Source organism: Mesorhizobium sp. URHB0026 (genome assembly GCF_054059755.1).
In genome coordinates, this window is sequence record NZ_JBSSCN010000002.1 from 467,965 (window position 1) to 492,174 (window position 24,210).

A 24,210-nucleotide genomic window follows, 5' to 3' on the forward strand; every position below is an offset into this window, starting at 1 on the left:
CTCAATGCCTCATTGCCGGGCGGTTTGGCAATTTCCGCGATCCGGGCAGAAGCGTCAGACTTCCGTCGCCGACCATGGTTTCAACTTGGTATCGGTCTGCCGGTAGCGGAAAACGATGTCGGTGAGGCCAGCAGCATCCTGCATTTCGCCGATGACAAGCTGGATGGCGACGATCTCCAGAATGGCATCGGCGATGGTATTGCCAAGGGCCGGGATGGAAATCACCACCAGCCTATCAGCCGAAACGACGTCCATGCGCCGGGTGACCAGCACCGATGGGCAGCCGAAGCCGGCGACATCCTGCGCGATCTTCACCTCACGACCATCACCGATGGCGATCAATCCGGTCGCCGCATCCTGCGATTCCATCGGTCCATGCAGATAGTTAAGCGTGTCCCATCCGGATGCCGGCACGCGAACAGCCTCGCGGATCAGCATCGCCGCCTCGCCGGCATTGGCAAAGCCGATACCGGCGCCGACGATATCGATGGCCGTTCTGCCCTGCAGCAGCCATGCCGCCCCCCCGGCGGGCTGTTGCGCAGTGGAGAGGACAGCTGCGACCGCGGGTGGCAAAGTCGCCCAGTCGAAACTTTTGCCGGCAAGCCTGTCGATCAGCATGCCGAGCGCCAGCAAGGTCCCGGTATAGCCGGTCGAGCTCGCGCCATTGTCGGCGCCTGAATCCGTGGCAAGCACGGCGCCGGTCAGATCAGCCAGCGGATTGTCGGTGCCACGGCAGATCGCCAGGCGCGGCGAACCCGATGCCTCGCGCATGACATCGGAAATCTCGCGGCTCTGCCCGGAGGCCGACAGCGCGATGAAGGCATCGGCGGCCGCGTCCGTGCGACCATAGAGATCGGTCGGCGTATAGGCGAAGGCCCTGATGCCGGAGGCGCGCAGATAAAGCGCGCCGGCGAGGGCCGCCTGATAGCTGGCGCCAATGCCGGCAAGCCCCATCGTCTTGCCGACAAAGGCAGCGAGATCGAGGCTCTCCAGCGCCTCTGCTACCGAGCGTCGGCCAATCTCGAGACTTTCCGTCTGGCGCGCCACCGCCGGGCGATAGCCGATACGCTTCATCATTCAAACAACTCCAATGTGCGAGGATAGGCCCTGGCCGACGAGCAGCCGCCGGGCCAAGGCGACGCCGCCGAGCACCGGCGGCTCGCGCAGCAGCACGATCTGGCTCGACGGCGAGACCTTTGCCATGGCCTCGACGAATGCCGCCATCAGCATTGGCTGCTCCGAGATGACACCGCCCCCAGCCACGACAAGGGCGGGATTGGCGCCGCGGTCGATCAAGAGTTCGACCAATGCGGCCAACCCTGCCCCGCCTTCCCTGATGACCCGGACAGCCAGAGCCGAGCCGGCGAACGCCGCGTCGAACACGGCATTGGCGTAACGGCCCCAGACCGCCGCACCGCGAGTTTCATTGAGCAGGATGCCAAGCTTGGTCTGGTCGTCGGTATCGAGTTCGCGCATCAGCGCGGCGATCAGCGGGTCGCCATCCTGGCCCCGGTCGAGGCTATGGCGGATCGCCTTGGCCGCCTCGCGCACCAGGGCCGGCGCGCTGCCCTCGTCGCCAAGGATCCAGCCCCAGCCGCCGGCTGCCAGCATCTTGCCATCGACTGTCCGTGCCACCGCGATGGAGCCTGTGCCGGAGACGACGCCGATGCCGTCGATATAGCCGGCGGCGGGAACCATCAGCTCGGCATCGTTGACCACCTGCACTGCACCGCCGGTCCTGCCGGAGAGCAACGCCTGGAAACGAAGGCACTGTTCACCCGTGTCGCAGCCATGCGCGCCGACGGCCAGCGCAGCGGGGGCGACGCCGCCGCACAACCCGGCAACGATCCCAGCCAGCGTATCGGCATCGGTCTCCATCTGGCGAATGCGCCAGCTCTCCGTCACCAGCACCTCGTCGGCGATCATGCGCTCGCCCAGGCACGCCATGATACGTGTCTTGGTGCCGCCTATATCAACGCCTGCAATGATCTTCTGGGTCACCGATATCCACCGCGCAAGCCGGGACGAAGCCAGGTTGCCGCGTCCGATCCCAATTAGTTAGGAAACTTTACAAACTATCTTTCCAGACGGCAAGAACTATGATTTGATAATCGTCGTAAAAAGCGCATCAAGCGCGATTGGGAGATTGCAACATGAGCAGGAGAAGGATTGGGCTGGCCCTCGCGGCCGCGTCTTTCGCATGGGGATTGGCAGCCAGCGTGGCGCATGCCACCGACATCTCGTTCTGGACCTGGCGCCAGGAAGACAAGGCCGCCTACAACGAACTTTTCGCCGATTTCACCAAGGCCAACCCGGACATCCATGTGAAGTTCGAGTCCTTCCCGGATGAGAACTATCCGACCATCGTCTCGACGGCGCTGGCCGCCGGCAAGGGCGGCGACGTCATCCACACCCACGCTTACGGTTGGCTGGAGCAGTTCGTGAAGGCGGGTTATTTCGAGCCGCAGGATCTGACCACGGTGCCTTCGCTCGCCAACCAGCCCGCCGATGCGCTGGTAGCCGGCACCTACCGCGCCGACAAGAAGGTCTATTCCCTGCCCTTCGCCTCGCAGACGCTCGGCCTGTTCATCAACAAGGACGTCTTCACCAAGGCCGGACTGACGCCGCCGACCACCTGGGATGAGTTCATCACCGTCAGCAAGGCGCTGAAGGACAAGGGTATTTACCCCCTGGCAAACGGCATGGGCACCAGCTGGTTCAACGAGATGTTCGTGGCCATCTTCACCAACCCGTTCCTCGGCCAGGACTTTGTGAGCGACCTGACATCGGGCAAGACCACCTTCAAGGACCCGCGCTATGTCGCGGCCCTCGGCAAGCTGCTCGAACTGCGCGACTACATGCCTCCCGGTTTCGAAGGCATTGACTACGACACCGCCGGCCAGCTGTTCATCAGCGGCAAGGCAGCGATGTTGGCCGGCGGTAGCTTTGATATCGCCAGCTATCGGACCCAGAACCCGGCCATCAACATGGACTTCGTCGCGCCCCCAATGGCCAAGGCGGGCGATACGCCGCAGGTGACCAAGTTCTTCGACGGCGGCTATGCCGTCAACGCCAAGTCGGCCAACAAGGAGGCCGCGCTCAAGCTGGTCAACTGGATGGGCACCAAGGAGTTCGGTGACAAGTTCTCCGCCTTGCTCGGCAACATCTCGCCGATCAAGGGCGTCGTCATCAAGGACGAGCTTCTTGCCCACGTCGCCAAGTTGAACGAAACCGCCATGCCGCATATCAATGTCGTCTACTTCCGTTTCGAGAAGCCGACAGGATCGGAGCTGCTGCAGGGCGACATCACCAAGATGATGTCGGGTTCGATCACCCCGGACCAGTTGGCCGCCGACCTGACCAACGGCCTCGCCAAATGGTACAAGCCTTTCCAGGGCAAGTGACATGAACAGCGGCCGGCGCCACACGAAAAAAGCCTTTCCGTGGCGCCGGTCACTTTGGATCGCGTCCCTGCTGACACCGGCCCTGGTGGTCATGGTGCTGTTCGTGCTCTGGCCGCTGCTCTCGGCCTTCCGCCTTGCCTTCTATGAGTTCAACGGCTTGCAGCCGACCGGATTCATCGGCTTCGAAAACTTCCGCAAAGTGCTGTTTGAACAGCCTTATAGCGACTGGACCTACAATGCGTTGAAGCACAACATCATCGCCTTCGTGGCGCTGATGGTGTTCGAGAACGGCACCGCCTTCCTGCTCGCCTATGCCTTGCTGAAGGCACTCCCCGGCCACCGCATTCACCAGGTCATCGTCTTTCTCCCTGTCGTGCTGTCGGCGGTCATCGTCGGCTTTCTGTGGAAGCTATTCCTGCATCCGCTGTTCGGCCTGGTGAACCAGACGCTGGCACTTGTCGGCATTGGCGCCATCCCGTGGCTCGGCAATGAACACACCGCACTCGGCAGCGTCCTGTTTGCCAATGTCTGGCACTGGCTCGGCTTCCCGACCCTCGTGCTGCTCGCCGGCATGCAGCGCGTCAGCAAGGAAGTGATCGAAGCCGCCCGTCTCGACGGCGCCGGCGACTATGTGCTGATGACCAGGATTATCTGGCCGCTGATTGCGCCGAGCGTCACCATCGTCACCATCCTGACCTTCATCGGCAGCTTCAACTGGTTCGAAATTCCTTACGTCATGGCCGGCCTCACCGGCTCGCCCGGCGGCGCGACCGACGTGCTCGGCCTCTATTTCTATCGCACCGCCTTCGGCTCGACGACGACAGGCATCCAGGATTTCGGCCAGGGCAGTGCGCTGGCGGTGATGATGTTCATCATCGTTGCCGGCGTCACCGCAATCGCACTTCGCTATCTGCGCCGTCGCGAGATCGAACTGTGAGCGCAGCGGTCGGCACCAGGGAACCCGGCGAGCTGTTGAAGAACGGGGCCATCCAGCTGATGCTGGCGATCAATGCCGTCATCATGATCTATCCGCTGTTCATCATGGTGATGTCGTCCTTCAAGACCAATGCCGAGATCTTCAGCTCGCCCTTCGCCCTGCCGGCGCACTTTTCGCTGGCCAATGCCGAGCGTGTGTGGAACGAAACCAATTTCGTCCGCTACCTCGCCAATTCAGTCGGCATCACCATGGCCGCGGTGGCCTTGATCCTTCTGTTCAGCACCATGGCCGCCTATGCCATCGCCCGCTATCAGTTCAGGCTGAGCGCACTGGTGCTGATGTTCTTCCTGAGCGGCATGACCGTGCCACTGAAACTGGCGATCATTCCATTGTTCATCCAGCTGGATTCGCTTGGCCTGGTCGACAGCTATGCCGGCCTGGTGCTGGTCTATGTTGCCATGGGCATTCCCTCCGCGGTGTTCATCATGACCGGCTTTCTCAGGACCTTGCCGCGCGAACTGGAGGAGTCGGCGCGTATGGACGGTGCCAGCGAATTTCGCATCATGCGCTCGATCATGCTGCCGCTGGCGCGCCCGGCCCTGGTCATCGTCGCAATCCAGAATGCGGTGCCGATCTGGAACGACTTCTTCTTTCCGCTCGTGCTGATCACGTCGGACAATCTCAAGACGCTGCCGCAAGGTCTCACCGTCTTTGTCGGCGAATTCACCACCGACTGGGGCGTGCTGTTCACAGGGCTGACTCTGGCGGCCCTGCCGATAACGCTGCTCTACATCGTGCTGTCGAAGCAGTTCATCTCAGGCATCACCCAAGGCGCGGTGAAATAAGGGCGATCAAAGGACGAGGATATTTTCACGTGGCGAACCAGAACAAGATCATCATCACTTGCGCGGTCACAGGCTCGATCCATACGCCGTCAATGTCGCCGCATCTGCCGGTGAGCGCGCAAGAGATCGCCGACGCCGCTATCGGAGCGGCCGAGGCTGGGGCAGCCATCGTCCATCTGCATGCGCGCAATCCCGCCGACGGCCGGCCCGACCAGTCGACCGAAGCCTTTGCGCCCTTCCTGAACGTGATCAAGCAGCGCTCCAACTGCGTCATCAACATCACCACGGGCGGCGCCGCGACGATGAGCGTCGAGGAGCGGGTCAAGCCGGCCGAGACCTTCGCGCCGGAAGTCGCTTCGCTGAATATGGGCTCGATGAATTTCGGCCTCTATCCAATGCTGGAGCGCTTCAAGACCTTCGAGCATGATTGGGAGAGCACTTATCTCGAAGGCTCCCGCGACCGCATCTTCCGCAACACCTTTGGCGACATCGAGCATATCCTGCGCACCTGCGCGGAAAACGGCACGCGTTTCGAGATCGAGTGTTACGACATCGGCCATCTCTATACGCTCGCCCACTTCGTCGAGCGCGGCCTGGTCAAGGCGCCGTTCTTCGTCCAGAGCGTGTTCGGCATTCTGGGCGGCATCGGCACCCATCCCGAAGATGTCGCGCATATGAAGCGCACCGCCGATCGCCTATTCGGAAACGACTACCACTGGTCGGTGCTGGGCGCCGGCCGCAGCCAATTGCCGATAGCCACCCAGGCGATTGCGCTCGGCGGCAATGTGCGCGTGGGGCTGGAGGACTCGCTGTGGATCGGCAAGGGCCAGCTGGCGAAATCCAACGCCGAGCAGGTGCTCAAGGTGCGCCAGATCATCGAGGGGTTTGGCGCCTCGGTGGCCACCCCTGATGAGGCGCGGCAGATCCTGCAGCTCAAGGGCGGCGAAAGGGTCTCTTTTTAAGGAACAACATCAATGAGTGCGCTCACCATATCAGGTGTCGAGAAAGCTTATGGCAAGGCCAAGGTTATCCACGGCGTGTCGGTCGACATCGCGTCGGGTGCGGGATACGGCATCTCGCCCGCCGACATCGCCTGCGTCCTCGACATCCCGGAGGAGGAACTGCGCGCCATTTACGGACCCGAGCTGGATAGCAGCCCGATCAAAGCCAACGCCAAGGTGGCAGAGAGCCTCTTCCGCAAAGCAACCGGTGAAGGTCGCGAGTCCGTGGTTGCGGCAATCTTCTGGCTGAAGACGCGGGCCCGCTGGAAAGAAGTTCAGGTACAGGAACATGTCGGCCATGCCGCTTTGCCAATCAGGGTGATCATCTCGGCGCAGGACAGCGGAGTGCTGTAGCACACACCGACGATCCCCGAACCATCCGCCGCAGCCAAGACCCAGCGTCCCTTCCCTCAAGTCGCTCCGATTGTTCAACTTTTCACAACTCGACTTGCCTGTTCCCTGCTTGTGAGCACAGTGCAAACGGTGGTTTGCAGTTTGCACACCCAAGGGATTTGAGCCATGTCGAGCGCCGTCGCCTACTATCGGGTCTCAACACAAAGACAGGGTCGATCAGGTCTTGGCATCGAGGCGCAACGTGCTGCTGTTGCCCACTTCGCCGAGGCCGAGGGGATTGGCATCATCCAGGAGTTCACGGAAGTCGAAACCGGCAAGGGCTCGGATGCTCTGGATCGCCGGCCGCAACTGGCAGCCGCACTTGCGCTTGCCCGTCAGGCCAAATGCCCGGTGATTGTTGCCAAGCTCGATCGATTGTCGCGCGACGTAGCCTTTATCGCCGGCCTAATGGTTCAGCGGGTGCCCTTCATCGTGGCTGAGCTCGGCGCTGATGCCGATCCATTCATGCTGCACCTCTATACCGCACTCGCCGAGAAAGAGCGCAGACTAATCTCGGAACGCACAAAGGCCGCCCTCGCCTCCCGCAAGACTACCGGCATCAAACTGGCAATCCGACAAACACCGCCGAGGCAGCCGCGAAGGGGCGTCAGATCTCGGTGCAGGAAGCCGATCGGTTTGCCCAAGGCGTTCTGCCGATCATCGTGTCAATCCAGCGATCCGGCATCACCAGCTGCGTGGCTTGGCAATCGCGTTGAACAACCGGGGCGTGCGCACCGCCCGCAACGGGCAGTGGCAAGTCTCCAAATTCGCAATTTGCTGGCGCGGTCGACAGAGGCTGCATAACAACGCTGGGTCGTCTTTAATAGGCGGGAAATTTGACCCGTGCGCCTGTGTCAAAAGCCTAAAAATGAAACCTAGAGACTTAAGAAGAGAGACTTGGCCTCGCCCGGCGCATGGAGGTGCTCGGTGACGTCACGCTGGTCATGGGCAATCCCGACTAATCAATCGCCATGATGAAGGCGGGGAACTTCCAGATGCCGGCAACGTTCGTTTGTATGGCTCCCGTCACCGGATTTGCATCTGCAGTGGTTATTCTGTTTGTGGTGCTGCTGTTCACGCACGCAGCCCGTGACCTTCAGAGTTCTCCGATTTACCACCAAATACGTCGCAGCCTTCCGCGATCACGCCATAACCGCATTTTGTGAAGTCGGTAATGTTGGTTGCGCGGCGGACCTGATCGTTCGCTCGGCCGGCATCATCCCAAGCCCACCCAACCCAACTGGTGCCGGCCACCTTTCGGCCCGCTACCGCCCCGAAATCCGACCAGGCAGCGGGCGCCCAACTATCGGGAAGAACCTTTTCACGCCAGCGCACATACGCGAGATGAGGCTCAGATGTCGCGTGGAAAGTAGCTCCTAAGCGCCCTGTTCGCTTGGCGGCGTCGGATGTTGCTGGTTTAGCAGCATCGACAGGGCTGTAATGATCTGGGGCAGCGCGAAGGCTTCGTGATCATGATGCTATCAGGAACGCCCTCAGCGCCCCAGTGGATGGCGCTGTCTCCGCTGATGTAGATCACAGGCATAGTCGCATTAGCTTGCCGCACATGCCGTGCGACTTCCCAACCGGATTTGTCGTCACCTAGCCGGATATCCGAGATCAGCGCCTTGAAAGACCCAGGATCTGCATCGAAGGTTGAAAGAGCTTTCGCGGCCCTGTCGACCCCGACCACATGGAAGCCCGCTTCTTCAAGTCCAGTTTCGAGGTCGAGCAAAAAGCGGCTCGTCTTCAACGACCAGAACCGCTCCATTGCAGCGCGAAGGGACGTCGGAGTGCGCTGCGTTCGCCCGAACTTGCATTCGATCGGCCTGTTCCAGGGCGCATCGCAAAAAAGCCCGCCACCTCTCGGCAGCGGGCAGGGTCACTTGGGAAGACCGCAGGGGAAGCGTGCGGCCAGTTCCCGAACCCTGGCCTACCCAATATGTTCCAGCCACGTTCTTGGCTTCCGCCTCGGGCAGCTTCTGTTCGCCGCAGCGGCGAGTCAGGTGACGAAGACGATTGTTCAATGACGCAGCGCCGGGCAGGTTGGTTTTCAAATTCAACGTTGCGCAGTAAAAGTATCGATATCATAGGGGATGGTCATGAGCGACAACAAGCCGAGAGCCGACGTTACTAAGGATTTGGCAAGCGACGCAGGGCCAGAAGTCTTCCGCCACGCGTCTTCGCCTCTTCGCCGCACTGGCGTGGATACTGGCCATTGGCGGTGAGATCTACGGTATTATTCTCCTTCGCGAGAACAAGTCCGACCAGGGACACCTGCCGCTGATCATCGGCTCGGCCACCGCCTTGTCCGGCAGACCGACGACCTGGATCGTCACGTGAATTAATTGCCACCTGCGCTAGAAAGTAGTTCCGGAGCGAGGCAGGGCTTGCCACCTATATTGTTATGCCTGCTAGCGTCATTGCAAATCGAGCTAGCTTCGCCTACGCCGGCTGCCGCATGAAAGACTCTGTTCATCGCGTATTCAAGAATGCCGCGCTAAAATGCTGCTCGAAAAACTGAATGGAGGAATCTCGTGTCAACAGTCCCAAACTTCCCGATGCGCATGATGTTTACATCCATATGCCTGGGCGGTCTGGTGGCTGCCGCTTCCGCCCTCATCCCTACCACCGCTTCGGCCGAGCAACTACGGCGGTGCGCGGATGAAGGTGGCACGTGCCGCCTGCCTTACCCCGCGGAAGTCGTTTACGGCGCGGCAGGCTACACAACTTCCCGCTCGTTCGACGGCCCGGTCGTGTCATGCTCGAATCGCGTTTTCGGTGATCCCGCACTGGGCTTCACAAGGCCTGCTATATTGTGATTCGCGGCGGCTACGGCGACGCCTACGAACCGCGCCGCGCAGGATGGGTCGTCTGCGCCAACGAGACCGACTATTGCGATTTCTATGGCCGCAGGACAGTCAGGTACGGTGCGCGTGGCCAGTACACCGTGGGCGTGTTCCGGGACGGCGTCCAATGCGACAACGACACGTTCGGTGACGACCCTGCTCCCGATGTTAGAAAGCGCTGTTACGTTCGGCAGTAGGTCGCCACCCGCAACAGGCTCGGGAGATGTTGTGGATTAAGCCGGTTGCAGCACCTATTGCTGCCACAGCGGTTTGCGCTTGGTATGAACCAGGCGGGGGGCATATGGTGGAACGGAGTAGGACGAACAGGTCGTCCCATTCGGCTACGTCCTGACGAGACAACTCGTCGTTAGTGAGGGGAGAACGCCGCTCGGATGAGATGCATGGTGATCAATCTTGACCGGTCAAAGGACCGGCTGGCGCACATGACCTCCGAGTTTGCCAGGATTGATGTTGCCTTTGAACGTATCGCGGCTGTCGACGCCGCCGGTGTATCCAAAGCCCCAAGGCTAACCGGGCCAGAGACAGCCTGTTTTCGCAGTCACCAACTATGTTGGCAGATGATTGCCGATGGCAGCGAACCACATGGAGCAATTTTCGAGGATGACGTCGTTTTCGGGCACGATGCCAGTTCGCTCTTGGGAAACACTTCCTGGGTGCCGAAAGATGCCGATTTGGTCAAACTGGAGACATTCCTAGACCCGGTCAGGATTGATCGACAGCGGCATCAAGTCGCGCACGAATACTCCGTTACTCGTCTGTTCGGACGCCACTACGGGTCCGCCGGTTACATTCTTTCCAAGTCAGCCGCGAAAAAGCTTCTCAGGCTCACCAAGTACCTCAGAAGTCCGGTCGACAATGCACTGTTCGACCCGACGACTTTGACCTGCGTGCGTCTGACCGTGTACCAGATGGTGCCGGCTCTCTGCATTCAGTCCCAATGGATTTCGAGGGATGACAACGCCGACTCCCTCATCCAGCAACGGAACTTGGCACCCAAGAGAGACACCGTGCGCGAAAAAATTCACAAGCACGCGGCCCGCACGATTTTGCTTTTCCGAAACGGTATCTTGTACGGCACCGAGAAAATCGTCATCCCGCACCGGGCGACAGAATAGCCGCAGGATCGAGCCCCAGCGCTTTCACCACTGCGACTGATCTGGATCATCGCAGCTTGTCCGGTGCGAAACACTTGCCGAAATCGGTCGCGTTGCCGATCAACATGTTGTAGGCGGCAGTCATCTGGGCATCGGTCAGCCGCTGCATCGGCAGATTAGGTTGCCCGCTTTACCGGCTTGAGGATTGAGCAGTGGGACTATTCAGACGACTTCGGACAAAGCTCATGCCGCGGAAATCGCAGCACCCCATGTCGGCAACTTGGACCGCATGGTATTCGGGCAAGGAATTCTCCTCGAATTGGGCCTCCGGGAATTTTCCTGTTTGGAACGCCTCCCTCGCTGATTTGAGAGGGTTGGGAAATCCGCTCAACATCCTAGAAATTGGGTCTTGGGAAGGGAGGTCGGCAATTTTCTTCCTCGAATATTTCTTGGATTCCTCGATCACCTGCATCGATACGTTTGATGGCGGCCAGGATGACTACGGCCACAACGCCGCCGACTTACCGGTGATCGAACGACGTTTCGAGGCCAACTTGTCATTGTATCCCGGTCGCGTCCGAAAGCTGACTTCGACTTCGACAAAGGCGCTAGCAGGCCTGGGAGAAGAAGGGGCTCAGTTCGACCTGATCTACATCGACGGTGGCCATGATCGCGATACGGTGCACGTGGACTCTCTGCTTGCGTGGCCTCTTCTAAAGGATGGCGGGATCGCTATTTGGGACGATTACGAAGGGGGGCGTTCGGACACTATTGAGCGGCGACCTGAAGAGGCCATCAATCTATTCGTGGCATCAAGACGTGGTCAGATTGAAATCCTGCATCGAAATTATCAGTTGATCGCACGCAAGGTTTCCGACGGGTCTCGGAAGACTGGCATGCGCTCATATATGGCAGAGATGGCCCTGAGGTCTCTCCGTCTTAGGCGCGTTGGTTGAACATCACGCAGGGAAAGGATGACTGTGTTACGCCGAGGTGCACCCGCTGAGTCGCTTTATGCGCGGGCCAACCACTTGGCCCGCCGAGCAATCTTGCGTTTTGTCCTTGTCCATTTGGCATAGGCAAGATCGGCAAGTTGGTTGCCCACAGAGTTCAGACGCCAGTGGAGCTTGATGAAGTCTATTGGCTCCCGACGAATGACGGCCTCCGCGACCATGGCAAATATTGCCTGCGCGTTCGGTAGGGCGCGGCTTTCAAACAGATGGAAGACTGAACCTTCATAGAAAGTCGCTATCCCAAGGCAATTGCCATTCGGCATGGCCCACTTTGGCTTGGCAACAAAATTTGGAAAAATCAGATCGATTTTGACATCCTTGTCTCTGGCAGCTGCCGTAAGGCGGCCCGCCACGTCGAATTCGTCGTCGGCCCTGAGTGATGGGCGTCCAAGTGTATTCCAGGTCCGCTTGGACAGGCAAAGGAACATAGGGCCTGCATAGATGAATGTTGGATCAAGATGGTTTGCGGCCTGTGCGACCCCCAAAGATGCCACCCCATTCGGCGGCACGAAATGCGCGCTCCACGATGTCGCCGGACAGGGGGAAGGCATCTACGTCCAGAAACAGGACGCTTTCGTCTTGGGGAAGATGCTCCATCGTGTGCTGGAGCCAGTCGCCATGTCGAGTGCCGGTGGCGATGTCTTGCTGGATAGTGAGCCCGAGCGAAATGAGGACCTGCGCTTGAAGTTTAGGCAGTGACGGCGCGATGTTGTTGGCCCAATACATGGTTCGAATTGAGCGCTTCGGCCCAATCTTACCGGGAGACCCGATGAAGAGTCCCGTGCCACCATTGATAGTGCTCATTCGCACCGCCAGCCCTGCACTCACTTAAAGGCACATTATCATTAGGCCAGCTTGCATGTCAGCGACTTTTGTACCGGGGCCTGCCGTTCCCCCTCACGAGCCCTCGTGAGGGGGCGATGGAGGACACCCCGGTCGACCAGGCGTGCAAGCGCGGCCGGGGTAATCCCCTGGCGTCTCGATAGACTGATGATCCCGCGCTGCTCAATCAGGCTGACGGCAAGGTTGCCTGTCTGCTTATCGTCGTGCCTGGCGAGCGGTCGGATGTGGTCGCCCGCCCCGGCTATTCTCCGCGAAACGCCACAGCATCGACCTTGTCCGTCCCGAAGAAGGTTCGGTTGCGCAGATGCGCATAGGCTCGCGATGCCTCGGTACGAACCTTTTCGAGCAATTGCCATTGCCGTTCAGGAACGTCGAACTGTATCAAGGTCTCGGGGCTGTCACCGCCAAGGAACTTCGCCTGTGCGCAGGGCGCTGACATCAACTGGTAGATTGTGTTGCGCGCGCATGTCATCAAAGTCGGTGAGAACAGTGCGTCGTCGACCGCTCCCCTGATGCGCTTCGTCCGCTTAAGAAGCGTGCGAGCCGCCTCCTTGGAGATGACATAGCCAGCCGCCCCGACGTGCTGCCCGACCAGTCGAACCACCGAATATCCATTGCCGATCGGCGTTCGCTTGCGCCCCAGCCGCACCGGCACGAAATATGTTTCGAGCTTCACCAGATCGGCGTCGCGAGGCACCCAGCCGTCATCCGCCAGAAGCGGCCCGGCATCGCTGCTGAAAATGATGTCGTCCTCGAAGACCGCGCCATACCGGTCCGTGCCGTCCGCGATGATCTGCCAGCAGTGGCGATGACTGTGGAAGCAGCAGATTTCGGCCCCTGTAAGCCGTTGCAGGGTGACCCGGCTTCCGTCGGGCTTCTCTATCGCCGGAACGCGCTCGAAGGCCACGCCGATTCTGGCGAATTGTTCTGTCATATGCGCCAGTCGGTCCCTCGAGCTATCGAGGTTGATGACCAGGCATTTCATCGCTGCCCCTCCGAAGACTCGGGCCGCATATCCGCCGTCTCCTGAACGGCCTGCAGCGTCTGACCAGGTTTGGCGGGCTGCTTGCTCCTCGCGGTATGGCCAAAACGCGGCGCCAATGCTTCACCAGGAACCAATCGATCTGCTTTAGCTGCAGTTGAGGGCGACGCCCCGCGACCGAACTCTGGAAGACCCCGTGCTGGCTTCCCTGTTCGACGGTCGGCCTCTCGAACCACAGCATTTTAATGGGTCCAATTAAACACGTGCACCGGAGCCCAAGCAGGTGGCTCTTCCGTTACGACGTCGGCAGCGAACGCGCAGCCAGTTGCGGCAACGAGTGCCATCGTTGCGAGCAGAACCGATCTCATGCCAAGCCCTCGTTCAGCGTTAGGTGTACAAGCATCTGCTAAAATGGGAAATCGGTCGTTGCAACTCTCAGGCAATTTCAATCGGGTGTTGCGGCTCGGCAACAATATCTCAGCCGACCACCGATCGTGCGCCACGTTCGGCACTCAAAACCGGTGGGCGACACGTGCTAACATGGTGGCTAATTAAATGACGCCTTCAGATCGGCCCACGAAACACACCCCTAAGTGCCATGAGTTGCCGTTGGGCCAAAATTTGTCATCGAAACAATCGCGGACGCTCTTCGGCTTCGTTTCTTTGGCTTCGCCAACGACACGACGGACGCGGATGCTGCGCGATCCCGCATTGCTCGAAGCGTTCGAGCTTGAAATGACAACGCTGCGCGCTAGCGAGCCGCTACCGGCGGTCGTTATGACCCGCCACTACCGCCGCGTCCATTACCACTTGTTCCAGGATGTCTACAGTTGGGCTGGCAAGTACCGCACGGTGCGAACTGCGAAGGCTGACAATCCGTTCTGCTTTCCGGAGTATATCGATGGCGAGATGAAGCTGCTTTTCAATGCGCTTCGTCGATGATCGGAGCAGAGACCGCCGAGGCTTTCGTGACCGAGGCGCCCCATTTCCTGGGCGAACTGAATGCGATCCATCCCTTCCGAGAAGGCAATGGGCGTTCGCAACTCTCATTCATGGCGATGCTCGGCGAGCGCGCGGGATATCCCATGGATTTTAGTCGCGTCAGAAGAGAAACATTTTTGCCGGCGATGGTTACGAGCTACGCGGGCGATCTCACCAGCTTGGTCCTGGAGCTTCGTCGTCTGCTCCTTTGAGATCTTAGGTGTGCGCCGTTCGAGTCCCTTTCAAGACGGGCGTCCCGCGCGTGCTAAAGCCGATCCTCGTCGCTCTCCCCGCTCACCAATCCGGTCGGAACATCTCCCGCGAGCAGCTTTTCTTTCGACAGTAGCCCTGCGTCCTCGAGCGCCTCGAAATCCGGCAGCTGACGCAGCGTGTCCAGCCCGAACTGCGACAGGAAATTTTTGGTCGTCACATAGGTGTAGGGCGCGCCCGGCTGCGGCGAGCGCGGCCCCGAGGCAATCAGCTCCTGCCCCCGCAGCACGCCGATCAGGTCGCGCGACACCTCCTTGCCGAAGAAGCCCGACAGTTCCGCGCGCGTGATCGGCTGGAAATAGGCAATGCACATCAGGACAAGAGTTTCCGACTGCGACAGTTCTTTTGTCCTCTGCCCCGCGGCTGTGCCGAAGGCGGCGTGGATGACGTCGCCAAAGACCTTTTTGGTCCGGTGCTGCCAGCCACCGGCGACGGCGACCAGCTCGTAGGGGCGGCCGGCGAGCTCGGCGCGAATGTCGTCGATGATCAGCTCGATAAATTGCAGTTCCTTCCCACCACCCGCGCCAACACCTCGCGCGGCACCGGGTCGCTGGCGGCAAAGATCACCGCTTCGACCCTACCCATCCATTCGCGCCAGCGCAGTTCTGGCGGCAGGTGCTCGAGCTCGGTGTCCAGCAAGGCTGGCTGAACGTTTGGCTTCCGGCGGGCAGACGCTTCGCTCACCCCTACGGCATCCAGTTGCTGCAGCCGCTCGAACAGGCGTCGCGTCGCAAAGCGCGACAGGCCTTTGGTCGTCAGCGATCCGGAGACGGCGTCTTCACTGAGCAGCAGCCGGGGAAGACCTTTGGCGATATCTTGGTGATGAGGCGCGACTGTGTCGGTATTACTACAGCATTTCAATGCCATATCGATTATGGTCGAACCAACGGGGTGGGATGATTCATGATCAAAATCTTCTATGCGTCAGTCGCATCAGGAGACCGACAACGACCAATGCCAGAGAGGGATCGATTGCCGAAGGGCACCCTGGGGCGGGCAGTCGATCTGCGTTCGGCCGTGAAACTACGAGACGCGTTCACAACTGGAATGAGCGTAAACGCGATATCATGAAGCCGACGGACATTCGGGTTGCACATGACCGGCTGATGCAGCAGGGCTGGTTGCAAGGCTAAGCTCTAGCTTTCCTAACTCCCAGTCAGCAGCAAGCCCGAACGGTGGGGATTTTATCATTTTCGCGTAGGCGGCCGCGAGTCGTGGAATTTTGCGAGATGCTCCTCAAAGAGTCACGGGAGCCCATCGTAGGCCCATACGGGTTGAGTCGTGTGGATCTTCGAGAGCGGCTATCACCGCTCGAAAGCGGCGGCCGCAATTCTATTTCGTTGTTCAATTACAATTTGTATGCAGGAACTTTTTACAGTTCTGGTTGTTATGTCCGCAGGCACTCGGCTGGCCAGCAATGAGCATGGGCCACGCCGAGCACGGCGCCACTGAGCAATTGGCGCGGAAAATCATTCTGGCTCCGTCAAATTTTGGAGCCTCTGCATGTCATCCAGTCTAACCGGCTCTCCAACAAACGTTCTTGTGGTCGAAGACGAGATGGTGCTCCGCATGCGGGCGGTCGACATTGTGGAAGATGCCGGGTTCACTGCCGTCGAAGCTGTCAATGCCGACGAGGCACTTTCCATACTCGAAGCGCGCTCGGATATCTCGTTGCTGTTTACGGACATTCAGATGCCGGGCAGTATGGACGGTCTGAAACTCGCGCACGCCGTCCATGACCGCTGGCCGGCGATCAAGATCATACTGGTTTCCGGTCAAGTCAACCCGACGGAAGCCGAACGGCCAGCAGATAGCCGCTTCTTTGGTAAGCCGGTGGGTGTTGAGGAAATGACCGCGCAGTTGCAGGCTATGATCGGAGCGGGAGCACTAAAAATTGTGCCCAACACGTCGATGGCGGCCGCGAATGAGGCGTTTTATCCATCGACGCATGAGGCCGTCCTGTCGGCGGAGAATGACAGCCTTCGGCTGTTGCTTGAACAAGCCGGCATTGACGCAGAGACATTACTTGCACAGGCCGGCATTGAGGCCAAGGAGCGCGAGGCTGCCGACAAGCTTCAGAAGCTTATCCTTGGAGAGCTGCATCATCGCGTCAAGAATACCCTTGCCATGGTGAGCGCAATCGCATCGCAGAGCTTTCGGGCTGCGACGAGCACCGAACAGGGACAGAAGGCCATGGAGGGTCGGTTGATTGCGTTGGGACGCGCGCACGATCTGCTTATGCAAGTCAGCTGGGCAAATGCCAGTCTCACGCATACCTTGAGCGGTGCGACTGATCCATATGACACCCACGGCGGCAGGCGGTTTCACTTCAACGGACCCGACATCCAAATTACTTCCGGTTCCGTTATTGCCTTTGCAATGACCTTCAATGAACTGTGCACCAACACCACCAAATTCGGAGCGCTTTCCAACTCTGAGGGACGGGTGGAAGTTGCATGGTCAGTCGATCAAACGACGCACAGACTACGGCTTGTCTGGACAGAACGAGGCGGTCCTACCGTCGAGCCACCAACTCGACGAAGCTTCGGAACTCGCTTGATAGAATCTCTCGGCCTTCAATTGAATGGCCAGGTTCATCTAACTTATGAGCCGTCTGGTTTTGTCTATACCCTGGACGTGCCGCTTAGTTCAGTCATTGCGGCTGTGTAAGCCGCCTATGATCCTGTAAGTGCTTCAATGGTGAACCGGCCCCTTTCGAGGCCGGCGCATTATCGATTGACCTTGCGATGGCGTCTCGATTCTTCGGCCATGACGAACGCAAGAGATGCCTTGTCGCCAAATCCTCTCTCTGCTGGATGGCTTCGCGGTCGTGTTGCTCTTCGACCGTCTCAGCCTCATGAGAATTCATCCGTGTGAGAAGAGCCTCGCAGGTCGGGGGAGCGGGCCTAACAGGTAGCAGTCCTCATTCCCACTCAACACAGTTTGCCACGAGCGGAACCAATTGCTTCCTGAACAGTTGTTCAGATTGGCGCATAATGTTTGCGGCGTACGTTTCCAGCCGATTGGCGTGCTCGGCGTACGAAGCAAGATGAAAGAGCCGCCATGGGGAATTTCAATGAGATTGGTCTGGATCGCCGCGCCCGTGGCGTTGTTGCTGGGCCTTGGCGTACAGCCGGCGTTCGCCGTTTGTAACATTTCCGATGCGAAGCTCGAAGAAGCCGTCCTCAAAAGCCCGGAATTACGCAATCCGAACAATCGCTATCTCGTCCGGGACCTGCGAACTCTGAGGGATGCGGCGTTCCTGCTTTGGTCGTACGGCTTACAAGACGATTGCGAACGTCTGCTCGCCAATATCCGGCAACTGATCGCCGCTCCCTCGATGGCCAAGCTTGGGGGCAACGACGAGGACCTGGCCGATGAACAGGTAGCCGCCGAAGAACCACAGCAGCATCAAGGCGGTAAGGTTCAGGGCAATCGCGGTGCTCCAGGCGAACTTCCTCTCATCGACATAGATGATCTTGGGCCTGGCCTGCGTGTAGACGAGACTGTCGGCTCTGAAGTTCGCAGTTCGGACGACAAGATCGTTGGCGAAGTTCGCAACGTAGTAATTGGAACCAAGGACCGATGGGACTATGCGGTCATTGCGTCGGGGGGCTTTTTCATCGCCGGCAAAGACAGCATCGTCGTGCCGCTTCGGTATATGCAGGTCAATCAGGAGCGAAACAGCTTTTACCTACGCATCTCCAGCGCCGATGTTAAAGCCGTTCCGTTGATGCCCGATCAGGAATATCGCTGGCTTGCGGATGAAGCATGGCGAGCGAAGAACGATGCCATCTTCCGGAGTCTGATCCCTGACCCGGTTCGATATGGCTCGCCCCTAGATCAGCAACCCACCACCAAAGCTCAGTGACCGTTAGCGCTTGTCAACATCGTTGCGACACTCCGGGAAGACATTTGCCAATTTTGGAATCAGATTGCGTCTCGGCATGATTGCGACCCGAACGACCGCAACGGGAGCGGAAAGCGGCCGCAATTGGTGATCATGCTATCGCCCGTGAAATTGCTTAGGTAACCGCCGCCCAGGTCGCGTCGAACCATCGAGGAAATAGAAGACCGGCTATGCAACTAGTCGCTGGTTTCAAACAACAATCGCAATCCGAAAACGAGGTCTTGGGAGAACCGCCATGCATCTGACGAACGAGAGCATCATAGTCATATTGGTAGTCGGCCTTATTGCCGGATGGTTGGCCGGAAAGATCGTGCGGGGGGCCGGCTTTGGTGTGATCGGGGACATTGCAATCGGAATCATCGGCGCGTTCATAGGAGACTGGCTGTTGCCCCGCTTAGGCGTCCATCTCGGGAGCGGAACGATCAGCTTAATCGTCAATGCCACCGTCGGCGCAATTGTACTTCTCCTAATTATTAGGTTGATTGCTGGAAGCGGTCGTTTCGGCGGAGGATGGAGAGGTCGATTTGGCCGTTGGCGGTAGCACTCGTCGAACCCACCTGCGTTGAAAGAGCCCATCTGGATGATCATCGCTCGATCTGGCTTGTTTTCCCCGCAGTTCTCGGCGACACGCTGGACATCTCGTGTCCGCGCGAGACGAGGCCGTCACGATGGTCTGGACGGAGAGTGGCGGGCCGCGTGTCGAGGAACCAAGGGTCGCTCGGGGCCACGGAAGCAAGCTGCTGGAGCGCAGCGTCGCAGGGCACTTGCGCGGGGCCATTTTCTATGATTGCGAGGCAGATGGCCTCGTGGTCACGTTGAAAGTGAACCCGGACCGCCTCGCTCAATGAATATCTCGACGGCTAGTTGGAAAGCAGATCACGCAACGACGCGGCTCTCGCGGCATGGTCATAGGGTCTAGCATAGAACAGGCTGCACTCGGCAGATCTTTCAGCCCACCGCGCATTGTCCGGAATCAAGACGATCTTACCAGGAGGCCATCCTTCAGCGCGCCATGCCAAGGCACCGGATTGGTGTTGCTCCCTGATCACTCCCGGTGATAAGGAACCTCCTCCTCTAGGGCCAGTGCTGGAATGGGCAAATATCGGGAACACCGTCAGTCGCGGAGCCAGGGCTTCGAGGGCGATAACCATCATGAGAGTTCGGAACCGAGTTATTTCGACCGCAGGCCAGCACCACCCCAGCCTTCGTCAGCGACGACCTCCGTACATGATGCTGAGGTACTCTGGTTGAACGCCGAAAAGGGTTTCGGCTTCTTGAAGCTCAGGGATGGTTCTGATGCCTTCATTCACCTCTCGAAGGTGCAGGCTGCGGGGCATGACAGCCTTCCCGAGGGTGCACGGCTGAAGGTCCGAACCGAACACGGCCAAAAGGGGGCTCAGGTTGTCGAAGTAGTCTCTGTGAGCGTCGAAGACGTTGCTTCGAAGGTTGCAAAGCGTCCCGCCGAAGCCTCAGTTCCTTTGCAGGAACAGGAGGGGCAGGAAGCCGTCGGCGTCGTGACGCGATACGATCTAAACAAGGGGTTCGGCTTCATTGCGTTAGATGCCGGTGGGAAGGACGTGTTTGTTCATGCGACTACTCTAACCCGTAGCGGAGTTGACAGCCTCGAAGTCGGCCAGAAAGTGATCATCACTTACAGCCGGGGTCATAAAGGGCTTGAGGCGCGAACAATGCGGCTTTGCTGAGTGGGCGCCGTATCCAAGGTCAAGCGCTATGTCGCCCAAAACAGTGCGCGGTGTACCCTGGGGACCGGTAACGTGATTGAGACCGAACAGGATCGGTGTCGCTGAAGCTGACGGTGGAGTGGCCGATGACAAACGTAGTTGCGCTGCATGGCGATAAGCGGTGGAAAGCCGTGCTTGAATATCAACACGAGAATGGACCGATCAGCATCGAACACTTCCTTGAAGAGATTTCCGAGCTGCACCTGATCATGGAGCACGGACCCGACTGGAACATGCTTATTCGCTGCACAGTCACCCTGAACCGGCCGGACGGTGGTGAAGACCAGAATAGTGTCGAAAAAGCCTGGCAAAACGAACGAGGATCAGGTTGACATTCCCGCGACTGGGAATTGGAACCGTATGTTGGCTACGCCGAGCGCGCCAGGGTACTCGGGCTGCCTGGGATTTTGATGGATGCGGAAGGCATGCCGGCTTTGGCTTTGCCCGGTCGCGTCAAAGAACAGCACTGGTTCTGTTTCGAGCACAAGGCGGACGGTGAACGGTACCTGTGAGGTCCAGAAGGCGAAGCGCCCGAAAAATCAGATGTTGTCAGCCGTTCGAGGCTGCACGATCGACATGCACGGCGATGACCCACGGCCGGAGCCGAGAAAGATCAGGCTGGTGAAGGTGGTGCCGAAGCCCAGCCCGCCATATTCGACCGGCTGCGACAGCAGGTCGCCGAATGAGGCGCCGAGCGGCCGCGTCAGGATATAGGCAAGCCAGAAGGCCAGGATGCCGTCAAGACTGATGAGATAGTAGGCCAACGCGATGACCAGGCTCCGCGATCTGCTCCAGGCGCGCGGCTATGTTGACCCCTTCGCCACAGCAGTCGTCGCCCTCGACGATCACCTCGCCAAGATTGACACCGATGCGCACCTGGAACCGCTGATCCTCGGGAGCGGCCGCATTGCGCTCTGCGAGGCCTCTTTGCAGGGCCACGTCGCATTCGACCACGTCTACGACGCTGGAGAACTCAGCCAGCAGCCCGTCACCCAGGAACTTGAAGACACGGCCATGATGGCGGGCAATTTCGGGTGCGATTAGTTCCCTTCGGCCGGCCTTGAGACGCTCGAACGTGCCCTGTTCGTCCTGCTCCATCAGAGCGGAATAACCGACGACGTCCGCAGCGAGAATGGCAGCTAGCTTTCGGTCCATGACTGCCCCATTGGATAGCATCGCTTTGCGCGACTGATCAGTAGCACAAGCTTGGGAAAAGCGCATTGGGGACGCCGACTTCACGTGCCCATCAGCCGGTGAGGACGTGAGATCTACCAAAATCACGGCAAGCCGACACAGCTTCCAGGATTGGCGAGGGATCGACGGACTGCGAATATGCGGCGCAAAGCTCCCGGCCAGATTGCCCCGCCGCATTTCAGATTTGCGTCGGAGACGTCCGGTAGCGGGCGGGTTATTCATGCTGACATTGTGGCTGACTAATCGGTCAATCGGCCTGAGCGAGCCTTCACCGTGCCAGGGGCGGACCGTCCGCTCTTGGCTCCTCGGGCCGTCGATCTGGCCCCAGTTGAGGTCTGCCAACGTTGCTTTCGACTGTGCGGCCTCTGCCGGATCGCGCGAGAAACGAGGAAGCCAGCGTCAAAATTCGACCCTGATATGAAGAAGAACAAGGCTCGCCACATTGGCGTTCGCGTCGTTGGGTATGGACGCCCTCACTCATGCGCAATAAGGATGGCAATGCGGCCTGCCGTGGGCTTGCATGTTCGCCGCAGCGGCGAGTCAGGTGACGAAGACGATTGTTCAATGACGCAGCGCCGGGCAGGTTGGTTTTCAAATTCAATGTTGCGCAGCAAAAGTGTCGATATCATAGGGGATGGTCATGAGCGACAACAAGCCGAGAGCCGACGTTACTAAGGATTGGCAAGCAACGCAGGGCCAGAAGTCTTCCGCCACGCGTCTTCGCCTTTTCGCCGCACTGGCGTGGATAGTGGCCATTGGCGGTGAGATCTACGGTATTATTCTCCTTCGCCAGAACAAGTTCGACCAGGGACACCTGCCGCTGATCATCGGCCTTCTGGTCGGCATCGCGATTTTCGCAATCGCCGGCAACTTGTTGTGGAAAGCGGCCAACAGGCACGATCCCGCCCGTGCATCCGATAGGGCGAGTTTCTTCTTCCAGAACCAGCTTGGCGCCATCATCACGCTGATTGCCTTCCTCCCGCTGGTTTTCCTGATCCTCACCGACAAAAACATGGATCCGCAGACCAAGAAGGTTGCCGGCGGCCTCGGCGCCGCGCTGGCCGTGCTCGCCACGGTCATGGGGATCAGTTTCAAACCCCCATCGGTCGAACAGTACACCCAGGATATGAACGCATGCGCGGCCCAGATCAAATCGGGGCAGCCCACCACCGCGTGTTCGCCTGACGTCGCCGCCCAGGCGCAGGCGATCGCCACGGACAGCGCCGCGGTAACAGCGGCGACTCAGGACCCGAGCCACCCCACTGGACAGGATGTCGTCTACTGGATCGCGCCCGAAAACGGAGCCGCGAAGTCCTCCGAGCCGCATGTTTTCCACCTCTGCGCAGGCGTCAGTCCGCTCAAGGACAAGACTGTGAATAGCGGCTCCGTGACGGAGGCGTACGCACAGAACGCCATCCGCATCACCAAGCAGATCGATATGGAACAGAAGCAGTGCGGGTTTACAGCCAAAACCAGCACCAACTGAACACGCCCTGCGCTCCATCGCGTCAGCGGCGTCGCATCTTCTCGCGAAGCTGGTCTCAGACGATCCCGCGCTATCTGCTTTGACCGAACCGCAACGTTCCCTGTTTTCACATGAACATCAGGCGCGTTGCGGACCGGCCGCCTTGGGCGGCAACGACTAGGCGCTGGATTAGGGCTCGTGAGGCCATGGGGCTCATAACTGCCGTCAGCTGCGCTCGACTCCTGTGGCTGTCAGTCGGGCATCGATGTCGGGCGATGTGAGACAGTCTGACAGGCGCCGAGCCGTGCCGCCACGACCGCCATCGACCTTACGAAGTTGGGTTCGGGTGAAAAACGGGCCGGCAGTTCCTGTAGGGGCGGAGGGGGATAATCCGTTTCGCGACGGCCATCCCCCCCCGATGCGTGCGGCTGTGGACAATCCTCTGTTCAGCCGACGGCTGTCGCGGCCTTGCCGATGACCTCGATTACCGCGTCGGGCTGGGATAGCATCGGGACGTGGCTGCTCTCCAATTCGGTGACCGTTGCCCCCATTCGCTTTGACACCCAGCGCTGGAGATCGGGATGCACGGTGTGGTCCTTCCGGGCCAACACGTACCAGCTCGGCTTGGACCTCCAGGCGATGTCGTTCGCTCCGAGCTTCTGCTGGTGGAACAGATCGAACACCGGCGCGTAGTGGGTGGCCCAGACGAGCTTCTGCTCGGCCTCGGGAAGGTCTCCCGCAAAGAACTCGGTGCCATTCGGCAGCATCCAGGCGCGCCCGTCAGCGACTTCTACGCGCGTAAAAATGTCCGACGGATATTTGTCGAGCTGGTTCTGCACGGTCTCGCCGGCGTCAGGAGCGACCGCCGCGATGTAGACGAGGCCCACCACGCGCGGATCGACGCCTGCCGCCGTGATCGTAGCACCACCGTAGGAGTGGCCGACGAGAAGAACGTGGCTGCCGACGCGGTTCAGCGTCCGCTTCACTGTCGCCACGTCCTCCTCGAAGGAGTCCAGGCCATATTGGACAGAGACGACCTCGTGCCTATTGGCCTGCAACGCGGGGATCACCTTGTTGAAGCAAGAGCCATCGGCCCAGATACCGTGGCAAAAGACAATAGTCGGCTTGGTGGACATCAGAACCTCCAAAGATCAGCTCCCTGGGCGGCCCGCGCAATCACGACGTCAGGACCAGGTGCGAGGTTCAGAAAGCACGGCAGACTGGCCGGCGTATTCGCAGATCCTGTGGACCTATTGGCCGTTCTTGCTC

Annotated in this window: 23 protein-coding genes and 5 pseudogenes; 17 read left to right on the forward strand and 11 right to left on the reverse strand. The window is 59.4% G+C overall.

Translation table 11 applies throughout. The features are described 5' to 3' along the window. Nucleotides 1–54: 54 nt before the first annotated feature. The gene (locus ACVWWD_RS30785) at nucleotides 55–1,077 is read right to left on the reverse strand and encodes an SIS domain-containing protein (protein WP_352732660.1); all 1,023 of its coding nucleotides are present in this window, start codon (nucleotides 1,075–1,077) and stop codon (nucleotides 55–57) included. Further along, entirely contained in the window at nucleotides 1,078–2,001 is a 924-nt protein-coding gene (locus ACVWWD_RS30790) for a BadF/BadG/BcrA/BcrD ATPase family protein (protein ID WP_352548294.1), read from the reverse strand. It abuts the gene before it with no gap. Nucleotides 2,002–2,153: 152 nt separating this feature from the next. Between ACVWWD_RS30790 and ACVWWD_RS30795 the strand changes: the two genes are divergently transcribed. From ACVWWD_RS30795 to ACVWWD_RS30820, 6 genes are all read left to right on the forward strand, one after another. After that, nucleotides 2,154–3,404, forward strand: coding sequence for an extracellular solute-binding protein (locus tag ACVWWD_RS30795; RefSeq protein ID WP_352548297.1), 1,251 nt, complete (start codon nucleotides 2,154–2,156; stop codon nucleotides 3,402–3,404). Between the two features lies 1 nt (nucleotide 3,405). Continuing rightward, complete coding sequence (locus ACVWWD_RS30800) at nucleotides 3,406–4,341, forward strand: carbohydrate ABC transporter permease (RefSeq protein WP_352548299.1); 936 nt, start codon at nucleotides 3,406–3,408, stop codon at nucleotides 4,339–4,341. Beyond that, nucleotides 4,338–5,186: a carbohydrate ABC transporter permease gene (locus tag ACVWWD_RS30805; protein WP_023785033.1), complete on the forward strand. Its 849-nt coding sequence runs from the start codon at nucleotides 4,338–4,340 to the stop codon at nucleotides 5,184–5,186. The genes ACVWWD_RS30800 and ACVWWD_RS30805 overlap by 4 nt, the downstream gene beginning before the upstream one ends. A 29-nt stretch (nucleotides 5,187–5,215) precedes the next feature. Then, nucleotides 5,216–6,148, forward strand: a complete 933-nt coding sequence (locus tag ACVWWD_RS30810) for a BKACE family enzyme (protein WP_352732657.1) — start codon at nucleotides 5,216–5,218, stop codon at nucleotides 6,146–6,148. Nucleotides 6,149–6,160: 12 nt separating this feature from the next. After that, a complete protein-coding gene (locus ACVWWD_RS30815; RefSeq protein WP_352732654.1) occupies nucleotides 6,161–6,541 on the forward strand; it encodes a hypothetical protein in 381 nt (126 codons plus the stop codon). A 165-nt stretch (nucleotides 6,542–6,706) separates the two neighbouring features. Next, a complete protein-coding gene (locus ACVWWD_RS30820; protein ID WP_352732651.1) occupies nucleotides 6,707–7,384 on the forward strand; it encodes a recombinase family protein in 678 nt (225 codons plus the stop codon). Nucleotides 7,385–7,997: 613 nt separating this feature from the next. Here ACVWWD_RS30820 and ACVWWD_RS30825 read toward each other — a convergent pair. Next, nucleotides 7,998–8,330, reverse strand: coding sequence for a response regulator (locus ACVWWD_RS30825; RefSeq protein WP_352548308.1), 333 nt, complete (start codon nucleotides 8,328–8,330; stop codon nucleotides 7,998–8,000). 1,497 nt (nucleotides 8,331–9,827) lie between these two features. Here ACVWWD_RS30825 and ACVWWD_RS30830 point away from each other — a divergent pair. Continuing rightward, the gene (locus tag ACVWWD_RS30830; RefSeq protein ID WP_352548312.1) at nucleotides 9,828–10,562 is read left to right on the forward strand and encodes a glycosyltransferase family 25 protein; all 735 of its coding nucleotides are present in this window, start codon (nucleotides 9,828–9,830) and stop codon (nucleotides 10,560–10,562) included. Nucleotides 10,563–10,786: 224 nt separating this feature from the next. Then, complete coding sequence (locus tag ACVWWD_RS30835) at nucleotides 10,787–11,497, forward strand: class I SAM-dependent methyltransferase (protein WP_352548315.1); 711 nt, start codon at nucleotides 10,787–10,789, stop codon at nucleotides 11,495–11,497. 56 nt (nucleotides 11,498–11,553) lie between these two features. Here ACVWWD_RS30835 and ACVWWD_RS30840 read toward each other — a convergent pair whose 3' ends face one another. From ACVWWD_RS30840 to ACVWWD_RS30850, 3 genes are all read right to left on the reverse strand, one after another. Further along, nucleotides 11,554–12,039 (reverse strand): hypothetical protein, encoded by a 486-nt coding sequence (locus ACVWWD_RS30840; RefSeq protein ID WP_457103708.1) that lies wholly within the window; start codon nucleotides 12,037–12,039, stop codon nucleotides 11,554–11,556. Beyond that, nucleotides 12,008–12,358, reverse strand: a complete 351-nt coding sequence (locus ACVWWD_RS30845) for a hypothetical protein (protein WP_457103709.1) — start codon at nucleotides 12,356–12,358, stop codon at nucleotides 12,008–12,010. The genes ACVWWD_RS30840 and ACVWWD_RS30845 overlap by 32 nt, the downstream gene beginning before the upstream one ends. Nucleotides 12,359–12,638: 280 nt before the next feature. Continuing rightward, complete coding sequence (locus tag ACVWWD_RS30850) at nucleotides 12,639–13,382, reverse strand: glycosyltransferase family 25 protein (RefSeq protein WP_352548319.1); 744 nt, start codon at nucleotides 13,380–13,382, stop codon at nucleotides 12,639–12,641. Nucleotides 13,383–14,072: 690 nt separating this feature from the next. Between ACVWWD_RS30850 and ACVWWD_RS30855 the strand changes: the two genes are divergently transcribed. Together ACVWWD_RS30855 and ACVWWD_RS30860 are read left to right on the forward strand one after the other, a co-directional pair. Next, complete coding sequence (locus ACVWWD_RS30855; protein WP_352732647.1) at nucleotides 14,073–14,321, forward strand: hypothetical protein; 249 nt, start codon at nucleotides 14,073–14,075, stop codon at nucleotides 14,319–14,321. Beyond that, the gene (locus ACVWWD_RS30860) at nucleotides 14,318–14,572 is read left to right on the forward strand and encodes a Fic family protein (RefSeq protein ID WP_352548321.1); all 255 of its coding nucleotides are present in this window, start codon (nucleotides 14,318–14,320) and stop codon (nucleotides 14,570–14,572) included. Before ACVWWD_RS30855 ends, ACVWWD_RS30860 begins: the two co-directional genes overlap by 4 nt. Nucleotides 14,573–14,625: 53 nt before the next feature. Here the strand turns inward: ACVWWD_RS30860 and scpB are convergent. Beyond that, a pseudogene (gene scpB / locus ACVWWD_RS30865) lies at nucleotides 14,626–15,314 on the reverse strand (SMC-Scp complex subunit ScpB). 15 nt (nucleotides 15,315–15,329) lie between these two features. After that, a pseudogene (locus ACVWWD_RS30870) lies at nucleotides 15,330–15,497 on the reverse strand (DUF1403 family protein); the annotation flags it as partial. A 636-nt stretch (nucleotides 15,498–16,133) separates the two neighbouring features. Here ACVWWD_RS30870 and ACVWWD_RS30875 point away from each other — a divergent pair. The 6 genes and pseudogenes from ACVWWD_RS30875 to ACVWWD_RS30900 all read left to right on the forward strand — a co-directional run. Beyond that, nucleotides 16,134–16,478 (forward strand): annotated as a pseudogene (locus tag ACVWWD_RS30875) (response regulator); the annotation flags it as partial. A gap of 63 nt (nucleotides 16,479–16,541) precedes the next feature. Beyond that, complete coding sequence (locus ACVWWD_RS30880) at nucleotides 16,542–17,300, forward strand: sensor histidine kinase (RefSeq protein WP_352567236.1); 759 nt, start codon at nucleotides 16,542–16,544, stop codon at nucleotides 17,298–17,300. Nucleotides 17,301–17,679: 379 nt separating this feature from the next. Then, nucleotides 17,680–18,501: a PRC-barrel domain-containing protein gene (locus ACVWWD_RS30885; RefSeq protein WP_435054088.1), complete on the forward strand. Its 822-nt coding sequence runs from the start codon at nucleotides 17,680–17,682 to the stop codon at nucleotides 18,499–18,501. 274 nt (nucleotides 18,502–18,775) lie between these two features. After that, nucleotides 18,776–19,081 carry a GlsB/YeaQ/YmgE family stress response membrane protein gene (locus ACVWWD_RS30890; RefSeq protein ID WP_352567234.1) on the forward strand — a complete coding sequence of 102 codons (306 nt, stop codon included), beginning with the start codon at nucleotides 18,776–18,778 and terminating at the stop codon, nucleotides 19,079–19,081. Nucleotides 19,082–19,787: 706 nt separating this feature from the next. Beyond that, the gene (locus ACVWWD_RS30895; RefSeq protein ID WP_352548329.1) at nucleotides 19,788–20,243 is read left to right on the forward strand and encodes a cold-shock protein; all 456 of its coding nucleotides are present in this window, start codon (nucleotides 19,788–19,790) and stop codon (nucleotides 20,241–20,243) included. A 125-nt stretch (nucleotides 20,244–20,368) separates the two neighbouring features. Beyond that, a complete protein-coding gene (locus ACVWWD_RS30900; protein ID WP_198026192.1) occupies nucleotides 20,369–20,614 on the forward strand; it encodes a hypothetical protein in 246 nt (81 codons plus the stop codon). A 207-nt stretch (nucleotides 20,615–20,821) separates the two neighbouring features. On the opposite strand, the pseudogene ACVWWD_RS30905 reads toward ACVWWD_RS30900, so the two are convergent. Both ACVWWD_RS30905 and ACVWWD_RS30910 read right to left on the reverse strand, forming a co-directional pair. Further along, nucleotides 20,822–21,055 (reverse strand): annotated as a pseudogene (locus ACVWWD_RS30905) (hypothetical protein); the annotation flags it as partial. Beyond that, nucleotides 21,054–21,437, reverse strand: a pseudogene (locus tag ACVWWD_RS30910) (adenylate/guanylate cyclase domain-containing protein); the annotation flags it as partial. The pseudogenes ACVWWD_RS30905 and ACVWWD_RS30910, both read right to left, overlap by 2 nt. 679 nt (nucleotides 21,438–22,116) lie before the next feature. Here ACVWWD_RS30910 and ACVWWD_RS30915 point away from each other — a divergent pair. Beyond that, nucleotides 22,117–22,962 (forward strand): hypothetical protein, encoded by an 846-nt coding sequence (locus ACVWWD_RS30915; protein ID WP_352548333.1) that lies wholly within the window; start codon nucleotides 22,117–22,119, stop codon nucleotides 22,960–22,962. A gap of 425 nt (nucleotides 22,963–23,387) precedes the next feature. On the opposite strand, the gene ACVWWD_RS30920 is transcribed toward ACVWWD_RS30915, so the two are convergent. Next, nucleotides 23,388–24,077: an alpha/beta hydrolase gene (locus ACVWWD_RS30920; RefSeq protein ID WP_352548335.1), complete on the reverse strand. Its 690-nt coding sequence runs from the start codon at nucleotides 24,075–24,077 to the stop codon at nucleotides 23,388–23,390. Between the last annotated feature and the right edge of the window lie 133 nt (nucleotides 24,078–24,210).

Coding starts and splice junctions, on each gene's coding strand:
- ACVWWD_RS30900 (WP_198026192.1), top strand. CDS start 20,369: ATGACAAACGTAGTTGCGCTGCATGGCGATAAGCGGTGGAAAGCCGTG.
- ACVWWD_RS30880 (WP_352567236.1), top strand. CDS start 16,542: ATGGCGGCCGCGAATGAGGCGTTTTATCCATCGACGCATGAGGCCGTC.
- ACVWWD_RS30815 (WP_352732654.1), top strand. CDS start 6,161: ATGAGTGCGCTCACCATATCAGGTGTCGAGAAAGCTTATGGCAAGGCC.
- ACVWWD_RS30830 (WP_352548312.1), top strand. CDS start 9,828: ATGGTGATCAATCTTGACCGGTCAAAGGACCGGCTGGCGCACATGACC.
- ACVWWD_RS30855 (WP_352732647.1), top strand. CDS start 14,073: ATGCTGCGCGATCCCGCATTGCTCGAAGCGTTCGAGCTTGAAATGACA.
- ACVWWD_RS30820 (WP_352732651.1), top strand. CDS start 6,707: ATGTCGAGCGCCGTCGCCTACTATCGGGTCTCAACACAAAGACAGGGT.
- ACVWWD_RS30785 (WP_352732660.1), bottom strand. CDS start 1,077: ATGATGAAGCGTATCGGCTATCGCCCGGCGGTGGCGCGCCAGACGGAA.
- ACVWWD_RS30795 (WP_352548297.1), top strand. CDS start 2,154: ATGAGCAGGAGAAGGATTGGGCTGGCCCTCGCGGCCGCGTCTTTCGCA.
- ACVWWD_RS30915 (WP_352548333.1), top strand. CDS start 22,117: ATGAGCGACAACAAGCCGAGAGCCGACGTTACTAAGGATTGGCAAGCA.
- ACVWWD_RS30890 (WP_352567234.1), top strand. CDS start 18,776: ATGCATCTGACGAACGAGAGCATCATAGTCATATTGGTAGTCGGCCTT.
- ACVWWD_RS30860 (WP_352548321.1), top strand. CDS start 14,318: ATGATCGGAGCAGAGACCGCCGAGGCTTTCGTGACCGAGGCGCCCCAT.
- ACVWWD_RS30920 (WP_352548335.1), bottom strand. CDS start 24,077: ATGTCCACCAAGCCGACTATTGTCTTTTGCCACGGTATCTGGGCCGAT.
- ACVWWD_RS30885 (WP_435054088.1), top strand. CDS start 17,680: ATGAAAGAGCCGCCATGGGGAATTTCAATGAGATTGGTCTGGATCGCC.
- ACVWWD_RS30850 (WP_352548319.1), bottom strand. CDS start 13,382: ATGAAATGCCTGGTCATCAACCTCGATAGCTCGAGGGACCGACTGGCG.
- ACVWWD_RS30800 (WP_352548299.1), top strand. CDS start 3,406: ATGAACAGCGGCCGGCGCCACACGAAAAAAGCCTTTCCGTGGCGCCGG.
- ACVWWD_RS30835 (WP_352548315.1), top strand. CDS start 10,787: ATGCCGCGGAAATCGCAGCACCCCATGTCGGCAACTTGGACCGCATGG.
- ACVWWD_RS30845 (WP_457103709.1), bottom strand. CDS start 12,358: ATGAGCACTATCAATGGTGGCACGGGACTCTTCATCGGGTCTCCCGGT.